The 20,822-nt window shown below is 34.1% G+C and carries 20 protein-coding genes; 10 read left to right on the top strand and 10 right to left on the bottom strand.

Going from position 1 to position 20,822, the window contains the following annotated elements:
- Window positions 1-83: 83 nt before the first annotated feature.
- On the bottom strand, window positions 84-872 hold the full coding sequence (gene fabI / locus AC5LW9_RS00350) for an enoyl-ACP reductase FabI (protein WP_065738260.1): 789 nt from the start codon (window positions 870-872) through the stop codon (window positions 84-86).
- Window positions 873-1,065: 193 nt separating this feature from the next.
- Between fabI and tehB the strand changes: the two genes are divergently transcribed.
- On the top strand, window positions 1,066-1,926 hold the full coding sequence (tehB, locus tag AC5LW9_RS00345; RefSeq protein ID WP_493456115.1) for an SAM-dependent methyltransferase TehB: 861 nt from the start codon (window positions 1,066-1,068) through the stop codon (window positions 1,924-1,926).
- A 43-nt stretch (window positions 1,927-1,969) separates the two neighbouring features.
- On the opposite strand, the gene fmt is transcribed toward tehB, so the two are convergent.
- The 3 genes from fmt to AC5LW9_RS00330 all read right to left on the bottom strand — a co-directional run bounded on the left by fmt (window position 1,970) and on the right by AC5LW9_RS00330 (window position 5,369).
- Window positions 1,970-2,935, bottom strand: coding sequence for a methionyl-tRNA formyltransferase (gene fmt / locus AC5LW9_RS00340; RefSeq protein ID WP_198227605.1), 966 nt, complete (start codon window positions 2,933-2,935; stop codon window positions 1,970-1,972).
- A gap of 140 nt (window positions 2,936-3,075) precedes the next feature.
- On the bottom strand, window positions 3,076-3,378 hold the full coding sequence (locus AC5LW9_RS00335; RefSeq protein ID WP_065738263.1) for a hypothetical protein: 303 nt from the start codon (window positions 3,376-3,378) through the stop codon (window positions 3,076-3,078).
- Between the two features lie 113 nt (window positions 3,379-3,491).
- Window positions 3,492-5,369 carry an SLC13 family permease gene (locus tag AC5LW9_RS00330; RefSeq protein ID WP_493456633.1) on the bottom strand — a complete coding sequence of 626 codons (1,878 nt, stop codon included), beginning with the start codon at window positions 5,367-5,369 and terminating at the stop codon, window positions 3,492-3,494.
- A gap of 250 nt (window positions 5,370-5,619) precedes the next feature.
- Between AC5LW9_RS00330 and AC5LW9_RS00325 the strand changes: the two genes are divergently transcribed.
- Window positions 5,620-7,341, top strand: a complete 1,722-nt coding sequence (locus AC5LW9_RS00325) for a thiamine pyrophosphate-dependent enzyme (RefSeq protein WP_493456114.1) — start codon at window positions 5,620-5,622, stop codon at window positions 7,339-7,341.
- A gap of 106 nt (window positions 7,342-7,447) precedes the next feature.
- On the opposite strand, the gene edd is transcribed toward AC5LW9_RS00325, so the two are convergent.
- Both edd and AC5LW9_RS00315 read right to left on the bottom strand, forming a co-directional pair.
- Complete coding sequence (edd, locus tag AC5LW9_RS00320; protein WP_493456113.1) at window positions 7,448-9,253, bottom strand: phosphogluconate dehydratase; 1,806 nt, start codon at window positions 9,251-9,253, stop codon at window positions 7,448-7,450.
- Between the two features lie 32 nt (window positions 9,254-9,285).
- Window positions 9,286-9,786, bottom strand: a complete 501-nt coding sequence (locus AC5LW9_RS00315) for a gluconokinase, GntK/IdnK-type (protein ID WP_065739123.1) — start codon at window positions 9,784-9,786, stop codon at window positions 9,286-9,288.
- Window positions 9,787-10,104: 318 nt separating this feature from the next.
- Here AC5LW9_RS00315 and gatA point away from each other — a divergent pair, with 318 nt between their 5' ends.
- The 8 genes from gatA (at window position 10,105) to AC5LW9_RS00275 (ending at window position 16,921) form a co-directional block, all read left to right on the top strand.
- On the top strand, window positions 10,105-10,554 hold the full coding sequence (gene gatA, locus AC5LW9_RS00310) for a PTS galactitol transporter subunit IIA (RefSeq protein WP_493456112.1): 450 nt from the start codon (window positions 10,105-10,107) through the stop codon (window positions 10,552-10,554).
- A 20-nt stretch (window positions 10,555-10,574) separates the two neighbouring features.
- Window positions 10,575-10,859 (top strand): PTS galactitol transporter subunit IIB, encoded by a 285-nt coding sequence (gene gatB, locus AC5LW9_RS00305; RefSeq protein WP_065603261.1) that lies wholly within the window; start codon window positions 10,575-10,577, stop codon window positions 10,857-10,859.
- 4 nt (window positions 10,860-10,863) lie between these two features.
- Entirely contained in the window at window positions 10,864-12,246 is a 1,383-nt protein-coding gene (locus tag AC5LW9_RS00300) for a PTS galactitol transporter subunit IIC (RefSeq protein WP_198236419.1), read from the top strand.
- A gap of 100 nt (window positions 12,247-12,346) precedes the next feature.
- Window positions 12,347-13,390: an alcohol dehydrogenase catalytic domain-containing protein gene (locus AC5LW9_RS00295; protein ID WP_144092020.1), complete on the top strand. Its 1,044-nt coding sequence runs from the start codon at window positions 12,347-12,349 to the stop codon at window positions 13,388-13,390.
- A gap of 93 nt (window positions 13,391-13,483) precedes the next feature.
- Entirely contained in the window at window positions 13,484-14,257 is a 774-nt protein-coding gene (locus AC5LW9_RS00290; RefSeq protein ID WP_065738271.1) for a DeoR/GlpR family DNA-binding transcription regulator, read from the top strand.
- Between the two features lie 187 nt (window positions 14,258-14,444).
- Entirely contained in the window at window positions 14,445-15,389 is a 945-nt protein-coding gene (locus tag AC5LW9_RS00285) for a hexose kinase (protein WP_493456111.1), read from the top strand.
- 19 nt (window positions 15,390-15,408) lie between these two features.
- Window positions 15,409-16,263 carry a tagatose bisphosphate family class II aldolase gene (locus AC5LW9_RS00280; RefSeq protein ID WP_086307892.1) on the top strand — a complete coding sequence of 285 codons (855 nt, stop codon included), beginning with the start codon at window positions 15,409-15,411 and terminating at the stop codon, window positions 16,261-16,263.
- Between the two features lies 1 nt (window position 16,264).
- On the top strand, window positions 16,265-16,921 hold the full coding sequence (locus AC5LW9_RS00275) for an HAD-IA family hydrolase (RefSeq protein ID WP_493456110.1): 657 nt from the start codon (window positions 16,265-16,267) through the stop codon (window positions 16,919-16,921).
- Window positions 16,922-17,052: 131 nt separating this feature from the next.
- Here AC5LW9_RS00275 and agp read toward each other — a convergent pair whose 3' ends face one another.
- From agp to agaF, 4 genes are read right to left on the bottom strand one after another with little or no spacing between them, the layout of a single operon-like run.
- Complete coding sequence (gene agp / locus AC5LW9_RS00270; protein ID WP_493456109.1) at window positions 17,053-18,303, bottom strand: bifunctional glucose-1-phosphatase/inositol phosphatase; 1,251 nt, start codon at window positions 18,301-18,303, stop codon at window positions 17,053-17,055.
- A gap of 38 nt (window positions 18,304-18,341) precedes the next feature.
- A complete protein-coding gene (locus AC5LW9_RS00265) occupies window positions 18,342-19,172 on the bottom strand; it encodes an endonuclease/exonuclease/phosphatase family protein (RefSeq protein ID WP_086326021.1) in 831 nt (276 codons plus the stop codon).
- Window positions 19,173-19,232: 60 nt separating this feature from the next.
- Window positions 19,233-20,393, bottom strand: a complete 1,161-nt coding sequence (gene nagA / locus AC5LW9_RS00260) for an N-acetylglucosamine-6-phosphate deacetylase (protein WP_493456108.1) — start codon at window positions 20,391-20,393, stop codon at window positions 19,233-19,235.
- Window positions 20,383-20,820, bottom strand: coding sequence for a PTS galactosamine/N-acetylgalactosamine transporter subunit IIA (agaF, locus tag AC5LW9_RS00255; protein ID WP_493456107.1), 438 nt, complete (start codon window positions 20,818-20,820; stop codon window positions 20,383-20,385). Before agaF ends, nagA begins: the two co-directional genes overlap by 11 nt.
- Between the last annotated feature and the right edge of the window lie 2 nt (window positions 20,821-20,822).

Genomic DNA, 20,822 nt, shown 5'->3' with positions numbered 1-20,822 from the left:
GCGACTATCCGCTTTTTAGCTGATTTTTATTTTGCTATGAAATATTCTCCCGTAATTTCACGGGAGAATAACGGTATTGGGAACTATTTAAGTTCTAACTCATTCATTGCTGCGATACTAAATCCGCCATCGACGTGTACCACTTCACCAGTAATTCCTGATGCAAGGTCTGAACATAAAAAGGCTGCTGAATTACCAACATCTTCAGTTGTTACGGTACGACGAATAGGAGTAACCGATTCGCAGTGAGATAACATCTTTTTGAAGTCTTTAATGCCTGATGCGGCAAGTGTACGAATTGGGCCTGCTGAAATTGCGTTAACACGAACTCCTTCTGGTCCCATGGCGTTTGCCATATAACGAACATTTGCTTCAAGTGAAGCTTTAGCTAATCCCATTACATTATAGTTAGGAATTGCGCGTTCAGCACCAAGATACGAAAGTGTTACTAATGCTGAATTTGGATTTAACATTGATCGACATGCTTTTGCCATAGCAACAAAGCTATAAGAACTAATATCATGTGCGATAGCAAACCCTTGACGCGTAACCGCATTAACATAATCACCATCTAATTGGTCACCAGGAGCAAAAGCGATTGCATGCACAAATCCATCAAATTTGTCCCATGTTTTTGCTAATTCAGTAAAAAGTTCAGTGATGCTTTCATCATGTGACACATCACATGGTAAGACGATTTTAGAACCAAAATCCGCTGCAAACTCTTCAACGCGTGTTTTTAATTTATCATTTTGATAAGTAAAAGCTAATTCAGCCCCTTCACGATGCATAGCTTGTGCAATACCATAAGCAATAGAACGATTACTGGCAACACCAGTAACTAGTATGCGCTTACCTACTAAAAATCCCATAATTTTTCCTCTAATATTTTTACTACATAGTTTAGGATAGTGATGATTATATGTTGATAAAGCTAACTTCGCCACAAAAATTCATTTTTTGAGTGGTTGTTTTCAGTTCCATAGCTTAAAACAAGCGTTGTTAATTTTATTAATAGTTGACTATAATAGTAAACTATTATCGTTTGTAGATGGTGAAATTATTATGGAAAATTTAGTTTGTTATAAAACGTTACCCGTTTGGAATGTTAAAACACTGCCACAAATTTTTTGCGAACAACACAATACACAAGTTGGAACATGGGCAAAATTGACAATCATTGCTGGTTATTTAGATTTTGAGTTATTAACTGAACAAGGTGAAGTTTTAACTCGGAACCATTACGATATACAACACCAACCTCCATTTATCGCACCTCAGCAATGGCATCGTATTGCTGGAGTTTCTGATGATTTACAATGTCAATTAGCTTTTTATTGTCAACCCGAAGACTATACACATAAAAAGTATCAAATGACAAAAACACATTCTGAAGTAATATCTGCTTGCCATATTGTACCGGTTGGAAAAGCACTCGATCTTGGTTGTGGTTCTGGACGTAATTCTCTATATTTACAGCTGTTAGGGTTTGATGTTGATGCAGTTGATAAATCCGAATTAAGTATAAATAATTTAGAGCAAATTATTAATAGTGAGCATTTACCTCGCATTAATGCTGATGTTTATGATATTAACCAAGCTAATTTACAAGGTGAATATGATTTCATTATTTCTACTGTAGTTATGATGTTTTTACAATCAGACCGAATTGCAGACATTATTGATAATATGCAATTAGTTACTAAATCAGGTGGATATAATTTAATTGTTTGTGCTATGTCTACTGAAGATTATCCTTGTCAGCTTGGATTTTCATTCACATTTAAAGAGAAAGAATTGCTTCATTACTATCAAAATTGGGATATTTTAAAGTATAACGAAGATGTTGGTGAATTACACAAAACGGATATTTATGGTAATCGAATTAAATTAAGATTTGCTACACTTTTAGCTAAAAAACGATAAATATTACAGGATAGCATCCCGTAATATTAATATGTTTAAATTGTTATTCGTTTACATTGAGTCTTTTATCAACCTCAAACCAAGCTTTACGAGAATTTAATAGATCTTGTGCTGACATAGGTTTTTTACCCGCAGGTTGTAGCAGTGTCATATTTAATGCTCCTTCACTGGTTGCAATACAAATTCCAGTTTTATCAGCCTGCAAAATGGTACCAACAGGTTTATTGTGATTAATTGCAATAGCTTGTGCTTGCCATACTTTAACCAATTCATTATTAACTTCAAAATAACTTACAGGCCAAGGATTAAAGGCTCGTACACAGCGCTCAAGTTGCTGGGCAGAAAGATGCCAATCTAATTTGGCTTCTTGCTTTGACAGTTTTTTAGCATAAGTTGCTTGCGAAGGATCTTGTTTTTCAGGGTGAATATTGCCTTCACTGATTAAATCTAGTGTTTTGAGTAAGGCCTTTGGACCAAGTTTAGCCAATTTATCGTATAATGAAGCGCTTGTATCAGTTGGTTCAATGTTACAGTTTAGTTTATATAACATATCACCAGTATCAAGGCCTGCATCCATTTGCATAATGGTTATACCAGTTTGTTTATCACCAGCCCAGCAAGCTCGTTGAATTGGGGCTGCTCCACGCCATCTTGGTAATAACGAACCATGCACATTTAAGCAGCCAAGTTTTGGCGTATCTAATACTGATTGTGGCAAAATCAATCCATAAGCTACAACAATCATAATATCAGCATTAAGATCACTAATAATTTTTTGATCTTCTGATGATTTAAGCGTTGCCGGTTGATAAATCGGAAGATTATTTTCTAACGCTAATTGTTTAACCGGACTAGCTGTTACTTTGTTGCCACGGCCAGCAGGACGGTCAGGTTGTGTAAAAACTGCAATCACATTATGATTAGAGTCAATTAATGCTTTTAAATGAGTGGCTGCAAAGTCAGGTGTACCGGCAAAAATAATATTTAACGGTTTAGTTGTCTGTTGCATAAGTTTTATATCCATAATAAAAAATAATGATTATAGTTGAAATTTCGTTGAGAATCTTTAAACAAAAAAGGTGCCATTATTTATTACTGAAAGCACCTTATTATCATATAGGGTTGTGTTATATAAAATTAGTAGCAAAATTATAAAGGTAGGTTACGTTTAATCATTGCTTCTTTATAGGTATCGAAAACTTTATGTTGCAATTTTAAACCATATTGATAAAAGATCCCAAATATAAAAAATGCCCACATTGTATTATCTTGATTTTTTTTGGACATATTGTAGTTTTTTGTTAATTCCTCATCGCTCATTTCTCCTGATTCAACAAGTTTTATAATTCTTTGGCAATAAAGCTTATTCATAAGTCCAACAAATGTTGCTAAACCGATAAAAATAGCGGCAACAACGATAAGAGCCATAATAGTTTGTATGATATCACTCATTTTTTAACACCTTTATCTTCCTATAATTCAATTAATTATTTTTAATAATATATTTTTCAACCAATAAATTTTAACAAAACGTTTGTTATAAGCAATCAAAACATCATTAATTTTTAAAATGGAAAAAATATAGGTACTAGAGCAATGTCTACTACCATCACCAAAAATGTTAATGGTACGCCAACTTTAACAAAATCAATAAAACTGTATCCACCAGGCGCAACAACCATGGTTTTAACTGGCGAAGAAACAGGTGTAATAAATGACGCAGATGTTGCAATGGCGACAGTCATGGCAAAAGGATAAGGTGAATAATTAAATTTTACTGCTAAATCAATTGCGATTGGAGCAATCAAAATTGCAGTTGCAGTATTAGAAATAAATAACCCTACTGTTGAGCATAATAAAAAGATAAAGGTTAATACTATGTATGGACCAAAAGATCGTAGATGAATTTCTAGCCATTCAGATATTAGCGAAATTCCTCCCGTTTTATTTAAAGCTACAGCAAAAGGCATCATCCCAATAATTAAAATCAATGTTGGCCAATGAATGGATTTATAAGCATTGGCCATGTCAATACAACGAGTAGCTCCCATTAATAGACAGGCAATAAGTGCAGCAACGACATTTGGTACAATATCTGTTACCATCAATAGAATCATTATCGCCAAATTTATTAAAGCTGCGGGGGCTTGTGAGCTTGCAGGAGCGATATCGTCAATATCTGCAGGGTAATCTAAGACCACAAAATCATTAGTACGTGTCTGCAGTTTTTGAATTGATCCCCAATCTCCACAGACCAATAATGTATCACTCATTTCTAAACGTTCTTGGAATAAGTTATTTGTTTCAACTGGAGCGTGATTGCGCCAAATACCAATTACTGTTAGAAAGTATTTTCCTCTGAAATCTATTTCATTGAGTGTTTTACCACATAGTGTTGATTCTGGTAGTAGTGCAACTTCGGCCATGCCAACTTCTTTAACTTGTTCAGAAAAATATTCACCGCGTAAAATTTTAGGTTCCAGATTATTTGTTGTCAGAAATGTTCGGTAATCGGCTTCTGAATGCGACATATCTAATAATAAGATATCATTTTCACGAAATTCGGTTGAACCATTTACTGGTATTAATACTTTATGAAATTTACGCCAACGTTCAATACCGATAACATTAACACCATGTTTAGTACGCAAGTGTAAACCATCAATAGTTCGTCCTACAAAAGGCGAACCGGCCAGTATTTGTGCGCGGTGAGCACGACCAATTAATTTATAGTCTCGAATTAAATCAGTTATTTTTCGTCTTTGTGGTTGAATATTAGTTGGTGTAACCTGTTCTGCAGTAAGCAACCAATTGCGTGTTAATATACAATAAATAACGCCAACAATTAAAACACCAATACCAATTGGCGTAATTGAGAAAAATCCAAACTCTTCAAGTGCGGCACGACTTAGTTCACTATTTACTACTAGATTGGGGGCGGTGGCAACCAATGTCATCATGCCACTAATTAATGCTGCAATACAAAGAGGCATCATTAGTTTTTTTACATGAATACCTGTATGATTAGCAATACTAATAGCAACAGGAATAAAAATAGCAACAACGCCTGTTGAGCTCATCACTGAGCCAAGTAAAGCGACGCCTAACATGATACAAGTGATAATACGAATATCATTTTGGCCAGCTATTTTCAGAATATATTCGCTCATCTTGTATGAAATACCCGTTCTTACTAGGCTTTCACCAATAACAAAAAGTAGTGCAATTAAGATAATATTGGGGTCACTAAATCCAGATAGAGCTTCAGCAGGCGTTAACACACCTGTCATGGTGATAGCCGTAATGGTAAGTAGTGCAATTATGTCCATTCTTAATTTGCTAAGTGAAAATAAGATAATGGCAATAAGAAGCAATATACAAACAACGATGAGAGGATAATATTGGGTTAAATAATCAGGCAAAAAAGCAGCAGTAAATGACATTAAGCCATGCTCAGATGACAAGTTTTTCACAAAAATAACTCAATGAAGTAGGTTTTATTTTATACATAATACCTTGATTTATTGTAATAGGGAATATTTTCTATTGCTGTTTATTTAACAATAATTGATCATTTATTACCTATTTAACATTTTTTGCTATTTTTTTCATAACTCATTCGCTTTAACAAAACTTAGGTGTAATTTACTGAAATTAACTTATTCAACCGATAACCCTTGTTTAGGAGAGAATATGTCATCAAAGAAAACAGTTGCACAAATTATAGTTGATATTTTAGGTGAAGCAGGTGTTAAACATTGTTATGGTATTGTAGGCGACACATTAAATCAAATTACCTCCGCTATTAAAAAAAGTGATATTGAATGGGTTCATGTACGCCATGAAGAAGTTGGTGCTTTTGCTGCTGGAGCAGAAGCTTATCTTACCGATCAAATTACCGCTTGTGCTGGTTCTTGTGGACCCGGTAGTCTACATTTTATTAATGGTATTTATGAAGCACAAAGAAATAGAGTACCCGTTATTTTATTAGCGAGTCAGTTAATTACTTCGCAACAAGGAAACGATTTTCCACAAGAAGTTGATTTTGAAGCAGTATATAAAAATTGTTCTGTATTTTGTCGGGAAATTAGTGATGCTACGCAAGTAAGAGAAATCACTACTGCGGCTATTCAAGCCGCTATTAATCAACGCGGTGTTGCGGTGTTGGTGATTCCTTATAATATTAGTTTAGAGAAAATAGAAGATAAATGTGGTCACAAGATTTACCATCCTAAACCAATAATACGCCCATCAGATAAAGAGTTGGCTGAAATTGCAGATATTATAAATAAAAATCAAAAAGTGACCATCTTTGCTGGTCAAGGTGTATATGATGCTCATAATGAGCTTATTACATTTGCCGAAAAAATAAAATCTCCTATTGTACATACCTCTAGAGGTAAAGATTTTGTTGAATATGATAATCCATATAATGTCGGTATGACTGGAATGTTTGGTGTTAAATCAGGAACGATGGCAATTAAAGAGTGTGAAGTTCTTATTCTGCTTGGTACTGATTTTGCATGGCCTCAATTTTATCCAAATAATGCCACAATTATTCAAATTGATATTGATGCAACTCACTTAGGACGACGTCATTCAGTAAATGTTGGTGTTGTTGGTAGCTGTAAACCAACTTTAGCTGCTTTGTTGCCTTTAGTTAACGAAAAGCATGATACTAAATTTTTAGAAACATGTCGAACATTGTATAGTAGTGCTATGAGTAAGTTGAATAAAAAAGCATTACCCTCCAAATCTACTATCCATCCCCAATATTTAACTGAATTAATTGATAAATATGCAACCGATGATGCTGTGCTTTGTGCCGATGTTGGTTCGGCTATGGTTTGGGCTTGTCGACACTTTAATACTAATGGCAAAAGACGAACTGTAATTAGTTTAAAACATGGCACCATGGCCAATGCTATGCCACAAGCTTTAGGTGTTCAAAAAGCGTTTCCTAATCGTCAAGTGATCACCTTATCAGGTGACGGTGGTATTAGTATGTTATTGGGCGATTTATTAACGACAATCCAAGAAAAATTACCGATAAAAATAATTGTACTTAATAATAGTTCACTTAACTTTGTAGAATTAGAACAAAAAGTAGAGGGTTTGGTTAATCACTATACTGATTTACAGAATCCAAATTTTGCCAAAGTAGCGGAATCGATGGGATTATTTTCAATAAGAGTTGATGATTCAGATTTACTTGAAGCTGCAATGCAATCATTTTTAACCCATAGTGGTCCAGCGCTTTTGGACGTTAAAACCAGTACGGATGAACTTGTTATGCCACCTGAGATAAAGGCTTCGCAAGTCATGGGGATGGCACTTTATAGTATGAAAGCTTCTTTGAGTGGGAAAATAGGTGATGTAATGAATTTATTGGTTGATAACTTTATCAAGAAATAATTTATAAAGTTATTATTAATAATTTTTGTCAAAAAGTTTCAGGTTAAGGGTACGTTTCAGTATATTTTTACTGATTTCTGCCGCATATTGCGGCAGAACTATTAATTTAGAAACTTACTGCACCTTCTTCAGCAGAAGTTAAATTTTCCCGAATAATAGTAAACAGTTCTCGTCCATAACCAATATGTGAATTTGATAAATCAAAGCGATGAGGTTGGCGCTTAGCTAGCTCTGTCTCGTCTACTAATAACGTTATTTCGCCAGTCTGTCCATTAACTCTTATCATATCTCCATTTTTTATTTTACTTAATAAGCCACCATCATAGGCTTCAGGTGTTACATGTATTGCTGCCGGTACTTTACCTGATGCCCCTGATAATCTACCATCGGTTAACAAAGCAACCTTATATCCTCGATCTTGCAAAACTCCCAATGGTGTTATCAATTTATGCAGTTCAGGCATACCGATTGCTTTAGGGCCTTGATAACGAACTACTACTACACAATCTTTATCTAACTTGCCGGCTTTATAGTCATCATCTAAGTCATATTGACTATTAAAGACAACGGCAGGAGCTTCAATGATCTGATGTTCTGGAGCAATAGCTGAAGTTTTCATTACTGCTCTACCAATGTTGCCTGACATTACTTTTAATCCACCATGTGAATTAAAAGGTTTTTTTATTGATGTAATAACATTTTCATCTAATGATTGATTTGGACCCTCTCGGAAAATAAGTTTACCATTTTCTAAAATTGGCTCTTTGATGTAATGGCTCAATCCTCGTCCCACAACCGTTTCAACATCTTCGTGTAATAAACCACCTTCAAGTAATTCTCTAACCAATAATGAAGTCCCACCTGCAGCTTGAAAATAGTTAATATCAGCAGGCCCATTTGGATAAATTCGACATAAAAGTGGTATGACTGTTGAAAGTTCTGAAATATCGTCCCAATTAACAATAATGCCGGCAGCTTTAGCTATTGCCACTATATGCATTGTTAAGTTAGTTGAACCACCCGTTGCAAGTAATGCAATTAAGCCATTAACGATGACTCTTTCATCAACCATTTTTCCAATAGGCATATAATTACCTGATTGCTTAGTCAGGCGAGTAATCTGTTTAGCTGCTGCATTGGTTAATTCGAAACGTAAAGCTGTTTCTGGATTGACAAATGCAGATCCCGGCAAGTGTAATCCCATTAATTCAATCACCATTTGGTTACTGTTTGCTGTTCCATAAAAAGTACAAGTACCACTAGAATGATAAGATGCAGCTTCTGACTCTAATAAATCTTCACGCGAGGCTTTTCCCTCAGAGTAGAGTTGACGAATACGAACTTTTTCTTTATTTGATAGTCCAGACGGCATTGGTCCTGCGGGTACAAAAATTGCGGGCAGATGACCATAGGTTAGAGCCCCAACTAATAAACCCGGTACAATTTTATCGCATATGCCAAGATATAAAGCACCATCAAACATATTATGTGAAAGACCAACAGCAACTGACATAGCAATGATATCTCGGCTTATTAATGACAGCTCCATTCCAGGTTCACCTTGAGTTACTCCATCACACATTGCTGGTACTCCCCCTGCCATTTGTCCAACGGCACCAACTTCATGTAATACTTTACGAATTTGTTCTGGGTAAAGCTCATAAGGTTTATGCGCTGAAAGCATATCGTTGTAAGAACTAATAATACCGATATTACTTTTTAAGATATTTTTTAAATCATTCTTATCTTCAATACAGCAAGCTGCAAAACCATGTGCTAAATTGCTACATGGTAATTTAGAGCGGGTGACTTTATTAAGTGTTGCATCTTCTATTTTTTGCAGATAGGCTGTGCGAGTAGCTTTGGAACGTTCAATAATTCGCTGTGTTACATTTTTGACAGTTGGATTCACATTAACCTCTTGTATAATTTTTATTTTATATTCTATTTATCGCGCTGGCATATTGTGCATATGACTTGTTGGGTATCATGCACAACTCTTTCTAATGGTTGTTCTATATTGACGATATACACATCTTTTTCATCAGCGGCTGGTTCTTCAAGAGTGTCAAATTGCGATTGCAACATCCCTGTTTTTTGATAATGCCCCTTTCGTTTTGCTAAACGATCAGCGATTACATCATAACTACCTTTTAAATAAATAAAGTGTACATTTTCGTTTTCGCCACGGATGATATCTCTATATTTTCGCTTTAAAGCTGAGCAGATGATAATAGAAATATCATTAACGTTGCTCATTGCAAATGCGGCATTACTAATCAAATTAAGCCAAGGAAAACGATCTTCGTCATTTAATGGTGTTCCACTACGCATTTTTAAGATATTCGCTTTAGGATGTAAAAAATCACCATCAAGAAATGCTGCATCAAGGTTGTATGAAACTTGTTTGGCAACTGCGGATTTACCACTGCCAGAAACCCCCATTAATACAAAAACTTGTTTATTATTTTTCGTCACAGTGGCTCCTTAATTGAAATGTTGTTACGGGTAACATTTTTACATATTAGGTTTTTTTTTCAATTTAAAAAACTCCTTTTTGTGATCATGATCATATTTTTCCTCATAAACATAAATAATCACGAAATTAAGTTTTGATCTTTATTTTAAAAAATAGATTTCGATCACAAAAATATAAAAGTCTGTTTGCTTTTTAATTCGAAAGTAAATAATCTTTCGTTATATATTTTGTTTTCGAAAGTAAAATGAAAGAATTTAATAGAAGTACAACAATGGAGATTAAATATGAACAAGTGTCAGCTTCTTTTCGAAGACAAGCTCAAATTTGACAATCAGCAAGAAGTATTAACTTATATTAGTGAGCATTTACAGCAAAAAAAAATTGTCAAAAATAGCCACTTAAAAGCTTTAATTGAAAGAGAAGCTTTATTTCCAACAGGTATTGCCCTTGATGGTTATGCTGTAGCGATTCCACATTGTGAGGCTGAACATGCTAATACACCCGCAATTTTTATTATTCGCACTCAAAGTCCAGTCGCTTTTAATCGAGCTGATGATGACTGTACTGTTGATGTTTCCCTCATTATTTCATTAGTTGTAACTTCCCCTGAAGATCAACTTGATTTGTTGAAAGCACTTTTTTCAAATTTACAAAATAAAGAATTCTATCACTTCTTATTAAAAGCGCCACAAGATGAAATTACAGAGCGTTTTAGTAAAGTGATATTTAATTAAAAAGTTATTTAGGAGGCATTATGAAAAAGAAGATTATTGTTGCATGTGGTGGTGCAGTTGCAACATCAACTTTAGCTGCAGAAGAGATAAAAGATTTATGTAAAGAAAATAATATCGAATTAGATCTTATTCAATGTCGGATTAATGAAATTAACACCTTTATTGATGATGTCGATTTAATTTGTACTACAGCAAGAATGGATCAGACTTTTGGTGACATTCCTATTGTACATGGTATGCCTTTTGTTTCAGGTGTTGGGATAGATCAGCTAAAAGATAAAATATTATCTATATTGAAAGGATAAATCTATGTTTACTGAAATTATGCAGTACATTTTGGATCTTGGTCCATCAGTAATGTTACCCATTGTCATTATTCTATTTTCATTAGCATTAAGAATGAAAGTGGGTGATGCTTTAAAAGCGGGCATTCATATTGGTATAGGATTTGTTGGTATTGGTTTAGTTGTTGGTTTACTAACAAGTTCAGTTGGTCCAGCTGCTCAAGCTATGGCCGAAAGATTTGATATCAGTTTGAATGTGGTTGATGTTGGATGGCCAGGCGCTGCGCCGATGACTTGGGCATCACAAATAGCCTTGGTTGCGATACCTATTGCGATCGCAGTGAATATTGTCATGTTATTAGCAAAATTAACACGAGTCGTTAATGTCGATATTTGGAATATATGGCATATGACATTCTCTGGGGCACTTGTTTATATTGCAACTGGTTCCTACTGGTTAGGTATTGCAGGTGTTATTGTCCATGCCATTATTGCGTATAAATTAGGTGATTGGTTTTCTAAAGATACTAAAGAGTTTTTTGAACTTGAAGGGATTGCTGTTCCCCATGGTACATCAGCTTATTGTGGCCCAATTGCTGTGTTTGTCGATGCTGTAATTGAAAAAATACCAGGGATTAATAAGATTAATTTTAATGCTGTAGATATGCAAAAACGGTTTGGTGCGTTTGGTGAACCAGTAACGGTTGGTTTATTTATGGGCATTATGTTAGGACTTTTAGCTGGATATGGTGTGAAAGAAACATTACAACTCGCTATTCAGACAGCTGCGGTAATGTTATTAATGCCACGTGTAATTAAACCGATTATGGATGGCTTAACACCAATATCTAAACAAGCTCGTAAACATCTACAATCAAAATTTGGTGGACAAGATTTTCTCATCGGTTTAGATCCTGCCTTATTATTAGGACATTCAACAGTTGTTTCTGCTAGTTTAATTTTCATTCCACTAAGTATTTTTATTGCCATTATTTTACCAGGCAATGAAGTTTTACCATTTGGTGATTTAGCTACTATTGGCTTTTTTATCGCAATGGGTGTGGCTGTTCATCAAGGTAATTTGTTCAGAATCATTATTTCAGGTTCAATCATTATTGCTATCACGCTTTGGATTGCTACACAAATGGTTCCTTTGACAACTCAACTAGCAATCAATGCCGGTACTGTCACTGATGGTAGTAGTATTAGTGTAGGAGCAATGGATCAAGGTGGCTCACCAATTACCTATATTATGGTTCAGCTAGTGAACTTAAAACAACCTATTGGCTTTGCTTTTATTGGATTGTTTTACCTCTTCTGCCTATTTTTAACATGGAAGCGAGCTAAAAGAAATGAGCTATTTTTAAAAGAACAACAAATAGCACAATCAGATGAAATAAAAAAATAGCCCATAAATCGTATAAATAAATGTAGTTTTAAGGCTTTCACTGAATAAGCAGTGAAAGTCATCTCTCAAAATAATTTGATTACTAATTAAGGAAAATAAAATGAAAGCGGTTATTGTCAATGAAGGGGGATCTCTATCTATAGAAGATATTGACATACCCAAAATTACATCTCCAGATCAAATTTTAGTAAAAGTTGCTTATTGTGGATTATGTGGATCCGATATTCCTAGAATCTTCCATCATGGAGCACATTTTTACCCTATTACGCTTGGACATGAATTTAGTGGCACTGTCATTGAAATAGGCGATGATGTAACTGAGTTTGACATTGGTGATTTAATTTCTTGTGTACCATTGTTACCATGTTTTAAATGTGATGAGTGCCAAAAGCATTACTATTCACTTTGTAAAAATTATACTTTTGTGGGTTCAAGAATAACAGGAGGTTTTGCTGAATATATTGTATTAAATAAAAAAAATGCATTTAAATTACCAAAACAGGTAAGTGCTCTTGAAGGCGCCTTTTTTGAGCCGATGACAGTTGGAATGCACGCACTATTATTAGCGGGTGGCTGCCAAAATAAACATGTCGTAATTGTTGGCGGTGGAACAATCGGTCTGCTTGCCATGCTTTGTGCCAAGGCAATGGGTGCGAGTTCTATTACCGTTTTAGATATTAATGATGAACGACTAAATCTTGCAAAACGACTAGGTGCTGATGCTACTTATAACTCTAAAAATCTTAGTTCTGATGAAATTTATCAAGCTTTATCTTACAATCGTTTTGATCAAATTGTATTAGAAACAGCTGGTTCGCCAATTACTGTCAGATTAGCCATTGAAATTGCTGGCCCTAGATCTAAAGTGGGCTTGGTTGGTACTCTCCATAATGATTTTACCTTATCAGAAAAAACGTTCGGTCTTATCTTACGAAAAGAGTTACAAATTTTAGGAAGTTGGATGAACTATTCTGCGCCATGGCCCGGTGAAGAATGGATATTGGTAAGTCAGTTTTTTGTAGAAGGTAAAATAAATCTTAATGAATTAATCGCTGTGATTGGTGATTTTAACACATTTATTCATAAAGTTAGCGATTTAAATGGGCATTCAATGAATGGCAAAATTTTATTAAATTGCAGTTAAAAGTTTGCTGTAGATTAACTATGAAAAATGAAAGCTTATCTTTTGATTTTGTTTGTTATACACTGCTTAAAAATTTTCGAAAAAGGAAATAATATGAATGCAAGTGAAAGACGTCAACAGATAATAGAATTTCTTAATATGAAAGGAACAGTATTAGTCAGTGATTTATCGGAACAATATGAGGTTTCAGAAGTCACTATCAGAACAGATCTTCGACTATTAGAGAAACAAGGTGAGCTAACACGATTTCATGGTGGCGCAACAAAAATCATCAATAATAATGATATAAAGTCATTTAAAGAGTTGCAGTTAGAAGAACGATATCAGCGATTTATTGAAGATAAAAAACGAATTGCAATTGAAGCAGTAAAACATGTTAAACAAGGCGATACTGTTATTTTAGATAGTGGTAGTACTACTATGTTAATAGCCGAAGAGCTGGTTAAATTAAAAAACATTACTGTTATAACAAATAGTCTTACCTCTGCTTTTATACTCTCTGATAATAGCGACATAATGTTATTTATGTGTGGTGGGACACTTAGGCATAAAACCCGATCTTTTCACGGAAAAATTGCTGAGCAATCGTTAGATGGTATCTCTGCTGATATTTTATTTGTTGGTGCAGATGGTATAGATGCAAAAAGAGGAATAACAACCTTTAATGAAGGGTACACAATTAGCAGTGTGATGGCTAATACCGCAAAAAAAGTAATTGCTGTGCTAGATTCATCTAAGTTTGGACGAAATGGCATTAATGTGGTTTTACCACTAAATAAGCTTAATACTATTATTACAGATATCAATGTTGATGGTAAATGTAAGCAGGAATTTGGAAAACAGGGAGTTAGTTTAATCGCTGTTTAATATTTCGATTGATAATAGGGTACCTGATTAAAGTAGGTTTAATTGATCTAGCGTTTTTTAAAAGATAACGAATTACAGTTTAATAATTTATGAATTGTTTCCATACTTGCTTAAAATGAATTCTATCTAAAAAGTGATCATTTAAGATTGTTGTTTCTCCCAACAATATTAATTTGTAGGTGAGAATATGATATTAACAATTACGATGAATCCTTCGGTGGATATATCATACCCATTAAGTAAATTAATTATTAATGATATTAATCGGGTATCTAATGTAAAAAAGACCGCTGGCGGTAAAGGGCTTAATGTTACTAGAGGAATTAAATTTTCAAATATATCAGTATTAGCCTCTGGTATTATTGGTGGAACAACTGGGAATTATATCCAAAAACAATTAGATGAAGATAATATTGATTATGATTTTTATATAACAAAGCAGGAATCAAGAAACTGTATTGCCATTTTACATGAAGGAAACCAAACCGAAATTTTAGAATCAGGTCCTGTGTTAGAGCTTCAGGACGCTAATCTTTTTTTAAAACACTATCAAACGTTGCTTGAAAAAGCAGATCTTGTGACCATTTCCGGATCATTACCTCAGGGTTTTCCCATCGATTTTTATGTAAGTTTAATTGAACAAGCCGATAGGCATCAAATCCCTGTTTTGCTTGACGCTTCTGAAAAAATGCTTCATGCAACACTCGTTTCCGAACATAAACCTTATTTAATAAAACCCAATAAAGAAGAATTAAAACAAGTCATTCAAATGGATATTGATGATAGTGATAACAATTCATTAATTAAAGCACTTAATCATCCTCTGTTAAATGATATTCCTTTCATTATTATTTCGTTAGGTAAAAAGGGTGCGTTTGCTCGTTGTCATGACCAATTTTATCAAGTCACAATTCCTAAAATTAATGTAGTTAATCCAGTTGGTTCAGGTGATGTCACATTAGCGGGGCTTGCGGTAAGTTTACACGAACGAGAATCAGTAGACAGTATGCTGAAACGTGCTATGACGATGGGTATGTTAAATACGATGGAATCACAAACAGGTTTTGTCAATATGAGTAACTATGACCAATACTATCAACAAGTTAAAGTTAAAAAAATATATAAATCATAAGGTTAATTAGGAGTAAATTATGTATCTTATTTCCAGTCAAGAGATGTTAAAAAAAGCTCAGCGAGAACATTATGCCGTTCCCGCTTTTAATATACACAACCTTGAGACAATTCAAGTTGTAATTGATACAGCAAAAGATATGCAATCGCCTGTCATACTTGCAGCAACACCAGCAACGTATAACTATGCCGGCACACAGTATTTGATCAATATTTGTAAAACTGCGGCACAAATCCATCATTTTCCATTTGCGTTACATTTAGATCATCATGAAAACCTGAGTGATATTAAAACTAAAATCGAGGAAGGTATTCGTTCAATTATGATTGATGCTTCTCATTATCCATTTGAAGAAAACATTGATATTGTCAGTAAAATGGTGGCATTTAGCCATAAATATAACGCAAGTGTTGAAGCTGAGCTTGGCCGTTTAGGAGGACAGGAAGACGATTTGGTTGTTGATGATAAAGAAAGCGCATTTACCGATCCTGATGCAGCCAAAGAGTATGTAGAACGTACAGGAATTGACTCTTTAGCTGTGGCAATTGGATCTGCTCATGGCTTATATAAAGGGGAACCTAAGCTTGATTTTGAACGGTTAGCGAAAATACGTGACAAAGTTGAAGTTCCTTTGGTACTACATGGTGCATCGGGTATTCCAGAAACAATGGTGAAAAAATCTATTTCATTGGGTATTTGTAAAGTGAATGTCGCAACAGAATTAAAAATTGCTTTTTCTGATGCTTTAAAACAAGATTTTAAAATTCATCCTGATGCTAATGATCCTAGGCATTATATGCAACCAGCTAAATCAGCAATGAAAAAAATTGTTGAAGAAAAGATTCGTATTTGTGGTAGTGCAGGGAAATTATAGTATGCAAGCAAAGGGTATTTTATTTGATTTAGATGGAACATTAGTCAATTCATTACCCGCAGTTGAGCGCTGCTGGTTAGTATTTGCTGATCGTCATAAACTTAATCATTCATATGTATTAAAAACCATTCATGGTCGTAAAGCTATCGATAATATAAAACTATTTTTGCCTAATAAACCAGAAAGTTTTATCGAACAAGAGTATCGTTGGATGGAACAATTAGAGACTCAAGATATAAAAGATATTGATGAAATATCTGGAGCCAGTCATTTCTTACGGCAATTATATTCACTTAATATCCCTTGGGGAATTGTAACTTCTGGTACAAAAAAAGTAGCTAATTCTCGCTTTAGTATTCTCAATGTAGCTAAACCAAAAGTTTTTATTACTGGTGAAATGGTTATTAATACTAAACCCGCTCCTGATGGTTATTTACAAGCAGCAAAATTACTTGGATTACCTGCTGATCAGTGTATTGTTTTTGAAGATTCTAAAGCAGGTATTGAATCTGCATTTAATGCACAATGTCAAATTATTAGTGTCAACTGTCCTAATTCATTTGATAATAATTGTATGATACATATTGATTCTTTTGACGAGCTAGTAATAAAAAAATTAAACGAGAACGATTTTGAAATATTAAAAAGCAATATATAAAACATAATTGATAAACTTATTTATTGCTTTAATTAAGTAATAGTTTAATCCCAAAGTATTTTTGCCGTGTAATTATTGATAATATGTTCAACACTTGCCTGATTTGAACATATTATCAATGGAGTTATGCATTATTTATTTATATTGCCGATGATTTGTTTAAAGGTCGAAAATGAACAAAAACCCATTGTATTAGTTGGACAATTTTCCATTGCTAACGTTACTTTATGGGGTGGATTGTTACGATTTAATTGGGTTAAATTTCGGATTTGATCGGTTGATTGATAAAAATATTCAATTTTCATCAACGCTTCACCACTATGATTATCACGCCATTTTTGAAACACTATTTTGCCACCAATTGGTGTCGTTTCAAATTGATCGGGTAGTGTATAAGATTTAATTTTTAGTGCTGAAAATAATGATGCTACATTTGAATCATGACCGACTAAAAAAGTAAATTTGGTATGATTTTTTTCTGAGAAAGTTTGATTAATATAGTTAATTAAATTTGCGGCAACCTGTTTAGCAATAACGGGTGAACCAAATAAAATAGTATTGTAATATTCTTTTATCGCAACTAATTGTTCAAATTGTTTATTGTTTTTTATTTTTCCCCAAGCAATATCTTGCAATGGAGCGCCTTCATAATATTGTAAAATAAAAGCATCAGCGATTGATGTCCCTGTTCGAAGGGGACCAGTTATGCCGGGTTCTTTGCCTTTTTCAATAATAATTTTGGTTGGTAAATCGGTAAAATCACACTGTTTATCGACCAAACAATTAGTTGATTGGGTATAATTTATGATATTAGACAGATCTTGATAAGTGTTATTAAGTTTTTGATTTAACCCTTCAATACCTTTCGCATGAGCAGTTTGGTTGATTGAAGTGATTGCTGCTTGTTTAAATTCAGGATTATCATCACTAATCACAGGAAAAAATACGGGATCCATAGTACCTAATTTTTCCTTATGAATAATTGGTACAATACAACCAGGAAAAGCACCAACTGTAAAGTACTGACCCGTTGCAATAGTACGTTGTAAACTGTTGGTGTAAATATACACTTCATTTTCACTTGGGCAGGTATTTTCGGTTAAAAGTTTATTATCAACCAACCATTCACTAAAGTAATGACCAAAATAGCTTTCTAATACCCCGCCGCGAGTAGTCAAATAACTGGCAGGAGTATCCCATTGTGGCCATTGATTGGGTGTAATTTTACCAAGCGTGCTTGTTGGACTGGCAAGAGGAGCTCTTAAACCATGTCGACTAAATACGGCTACTTGTTCTAAAGTATAATTGTCTAATGTCTCTATTGCTTGTGCAGAAAAAGATAAAACAAAAGACAGACCTAATATTATTTTTAATTTTCGCATAAATAAAAACCTCTTAATTAACTTTTAAAGAGATAATATCACCATGATATTTCTGTTATAAGTGGTCGGTGATCACTTACAATTCCTTTAATTAAGTAGTGCGCTTTTACACTATTAATATCCAAATTTTTGATAAAGGTGTGATCGATTTCGACTTGTCCTTCTCCATCATCATCCCACATATTGCCTGAAGGAAATGAGACTTTATTTCCTATTTTTTCTAATCGAGTCCAATGTGAAGTTAAATATTGCATTAGCGTGTTATCTTTACCATGATCTATGGTTGAATTAACGTATTTAGTTGGTGAACTATTGCTTGGAGTAGTATTAAAATCACCTGTCACTATTAGAGGTAATGTTGATGACTTAACATAGTCAACAATGGCTTGTGCCTGTAATATTCTTTCTTCAAGTGATCTATAAAGATGTACTCCTATAACATTTAGTTTTTTGCCATTAATATTAACTGTTGTCATTAATGAGGTTCTTGGTTCAGGACCATCTGGTAAAGGAATATTATATGAATCAATAATAGGGTAACGACTAATAATTCCCATGCCATATTGCCCTCCATCATAATCGAAAAATGCTCCAAATTTGTAATACTTTAAATTGGCTAATTTGGCAATTTGAGCTAATTGATCAACATTGTTGGTTCTTTTGGTTTTATCATCGACTTCTTGCAATACAATAATATCTGCCCTTTCTGTGATTATTTTATCGGCAATACTTGCAGTACTAATTGTTCCATCATGTTGTTCACTATGATGTATATTAAATGACATAATTTTGATTAACTCAGCACTGGCAATGTTACTTATGCATTCTAATAATACTATAAAAGTTACAAAAATAGATTTGATAAACATTTGGACTCCTAAGAAAGGAACACCGTTGATTCTTACTTTGATAAAAAAGTTTATGGATTTTTAAATCAAAATATCGGTAAGATCTGCTGATGTTTGATAAACAATATTACCATTTACAATAGTTGCCATTAGTTGATTATTCGCATTTAATAGAACTAGATTAGCTTGTTTTCCAACAGCAATATCACCCAAGTAATGATCTATACCTAATGCTTTTGCTGGATAAGAACTACCATGTAACCACGCTTGTTCAAATGAAATATTCGCATAATCGGCAAGATTGGTAACTGCACGATTTATCGTTAGAGTACTTCCCGCTAATCCCCCATCTTCTGTACGTACAACATGATCTTGTACATGTACTTTTAATTTACCCAATTGATAATCACCATCAGACATCCCTGTTGCTCTCATTGCATCGCTAATTAATAATAAGTTTTTCCCACAACATTTATGGGCAATATTAACTGCTGCAGGATGTACATGATGACCATCTATGATAATTTCAGTTTGACAATTATCTATTGTTAGGGCTGTACCAACTACGCCAGGATTACGATGATGCAAACCTGACATGCCGTTATAACAATGTACTACACCACTTGCACCAGCAAGTAGTGCCGCTTTTGTTGTTTGATAGTCCGCATTGGTATGTCCAATCATTACCCTGATATTTATTGAACGTAACCATTCTATAATTTCTAATGCATTTGGATACTCTGGAGCAAGAGCTATACACTTTAATGTGCCCTCAGCAAGATCTAACCATTTTTCTATAAGGTTGCGATCTGGGGCATGTAGTAGCGTTTCTGGATGTGCTCCTTTATGTACAGCATTAAAAAAAGGTCCTTCTAGATATGAACCTAATAAAGTTGCACCAGCGACTCCTTGCTTTATGCTATGTTTTACTTGTATTAATGCTGACTCAATTTTTTCATGACTTTCTGTAACGGTTGTAGCTAAAAAAGCACCAATACCATGTCGTGCTAAGAAACTGCTCATTGTATTAAGAGCTTCATGGGTTGCATCCATTGTATCTGCGCCCATTACGCCATGAATATGGGTATCTATTAGTGCAGGTAACACCTTGATATTATTTGAAAAAATCTTATTTGTTTGTTCAATTTTTATAATCTTCCCATTTTTAATGGTAACCATTGCATTTTCTAACCAACCAACGGGGGTTAGAATTTGCTTAGCATGTATTGTTTCAAATTCCATCTGAATATTCCTTTTTATCAATTGATTTTTTGATGTTTTCATCCCATAAACTGGTTATGCTAGATTTTGCAATATCTAATGCTCTCAGACGGAAACTTTCAGCATCTAATTCATCTCGTTGTAATAACATTTCTAATAAAATAGGTAAATTGGTACCACTAATTATCTCAACATTATTAAATTGATAGCTTAACATTGCAGATAATCGAAATGGAGAACCACCTAAAATATCAGTAAAAAATATTACGCCATCACCTTTATTGCACTTTTTTAGCGCATCAGTCAGTTGTTGCTCTAACACTTCACTACTCATCCCATCAGGGAAATTAATAGCAGTAAATTGTGCTTGTTTTCCAATAATTTGTACTACCGCTTCATAAAGGCCGGTAGCAAAGCTACCATGGCCTGTTAAAATGATACCCAACATAA

This window comes from Gilliamella sp. LMG 34360 (assembly GCF_984568995.1).
This window is presented reverse-complemented; position numbering and strand designations above follow the sequence as displayed.

Excerpts from the sequence above, each read along its gene's own strand:
- fabI (WP_065738260.1), bottom strand. The coding sequence starts at position 872 with ATGGGATTTTTAGTAGGTAAGCGCATACTAGTTACTGGTGTTGCCAGT.
- tehB (WP_493456115.1), top strand. The coding sequence starts at position 1,066 with ATGGAAAATTTAGTTTGTTATAAAACGTTACCCGTTTGGAATGTTAAA.
- fmt (WP_198227605.1), bottom strand. The coding sequence starts at position 2,935 with ATGCAACAGACAACTAAACCGTTAAATATTATTTTTGCCGGTACACCT.
- AC5LW9_RS00335 (WP_065738263.1), bottom strand. The coding sequence starts at position 3,378 with ATGAGTGATATCATACAAACTATTATGGCTCTTATCGTTGTTGCCGCT.
- AC5LW9_RS00330 (WP_493456633.1), bottom strand. The coding sequence starts at position 5,369 with ATGTCATTTACTGCTGCTTTTTTGCCTGATTATTTAACCCAATATTAT.
- AC5LW9_RS00325 (WP_493456114.1), top strand. The coding sequence starts at position 5,620 with ATGTCATCAAAGAAAACAGTTGCACAAATTATAGTTGATATTTTAGGT.
- AC5LW9_RS00315 (WP_065739123.1), bottom strand. The coding sequence starts at position 9,786 with ATGGGGGTTTCTGGCAGTGGTAAATCCGCAGTTGCCAAACAAGTTTCA.
- gatA (WP_493456112.1), top strand. The coding sequence starts at position 10,105 with ATGAACAAGTGTCAGCTTCTTTTCGAAGACAAGCTCAAATTTGACAAT.
- gatB (WP_065603261.1), top strand. The coding sequence starts at position 10,575 with ATGAAAAAGAAGATTATTGTTGCATGTGGTGGTGCAGTTGCAACATCA.
- AC5LW9_RS00300 (WP_198236419.1), top strand. The coding sequence starts at position 10,864 with ATGTTTACTGAAATTATGCAGTACATTTTGGATCTTGGTCCATCAGTA.
- AC5LW9_RS00295 (WP_144092020.1), top strand. The coding sequence starts at position 12,347 with ATGAAAGCGGTTATTGTCAATGAAGGGGGATCTCTATCTATAGAAGAT.
- AC5LW9_RS00290 (WP_065738271.1), top strand. The coding sequence starts at position 13,484 with ATGAATGCAAGTGAAAGACGTCAACAGATAATAGAATTTCTTAATATG.
- AC5LW9_RS00285 (WP_493456111.1), top strand. The coding sequence starts at position 14,445 with ATGATATTAACAATTACGATGAATCCTTCGGTGGATATATCATACCCA.
- AC5LW9_RS00280 (WP_086307892.1), top strand. The coding sequence starts at position 15,409 with ATGTATCTTATTTCCAGTCAAGAGATGTTAAAAAAAGCTCAGCGAGAA.
- AC5LW9_RS00275 (WP_493456110.1), top strand. The coding sequence starts at position 16,265 with ATGCAAGCAAAGGGTATTTTATTTGATTTAGATGGAACATTAGTCAAT.
- agp (WP_493456109.1), bottom strand. The coding sequence starts at position 18,303 with ATGCGAAAATTAAAAATAATATTAGGTCTGTCTTTTGTTTTATCTTTT.
- AC5LW9_RS00265 (WP_086326021.1), bottom strand. The coding sequence starts at position 19,172 with ATGTTTATCAAATCTATTTTTGTAACTTTTATAGTATTATTAGAATGC.
- nagA (WP_493456108.1), bottom strand. The coding sequence starts at position 20,393 with ATGGAATTTGAAACAATACATGCTAAGCAAATTCTAACCCCCGTTGGT.
- agaF (WP_493456107.1), bottom strand. The coding sequence starts at position 20,820 with ATGTTGGGTATCATTTTAACAGGCCATGGTAGCTTTGCTACCGGCCTT.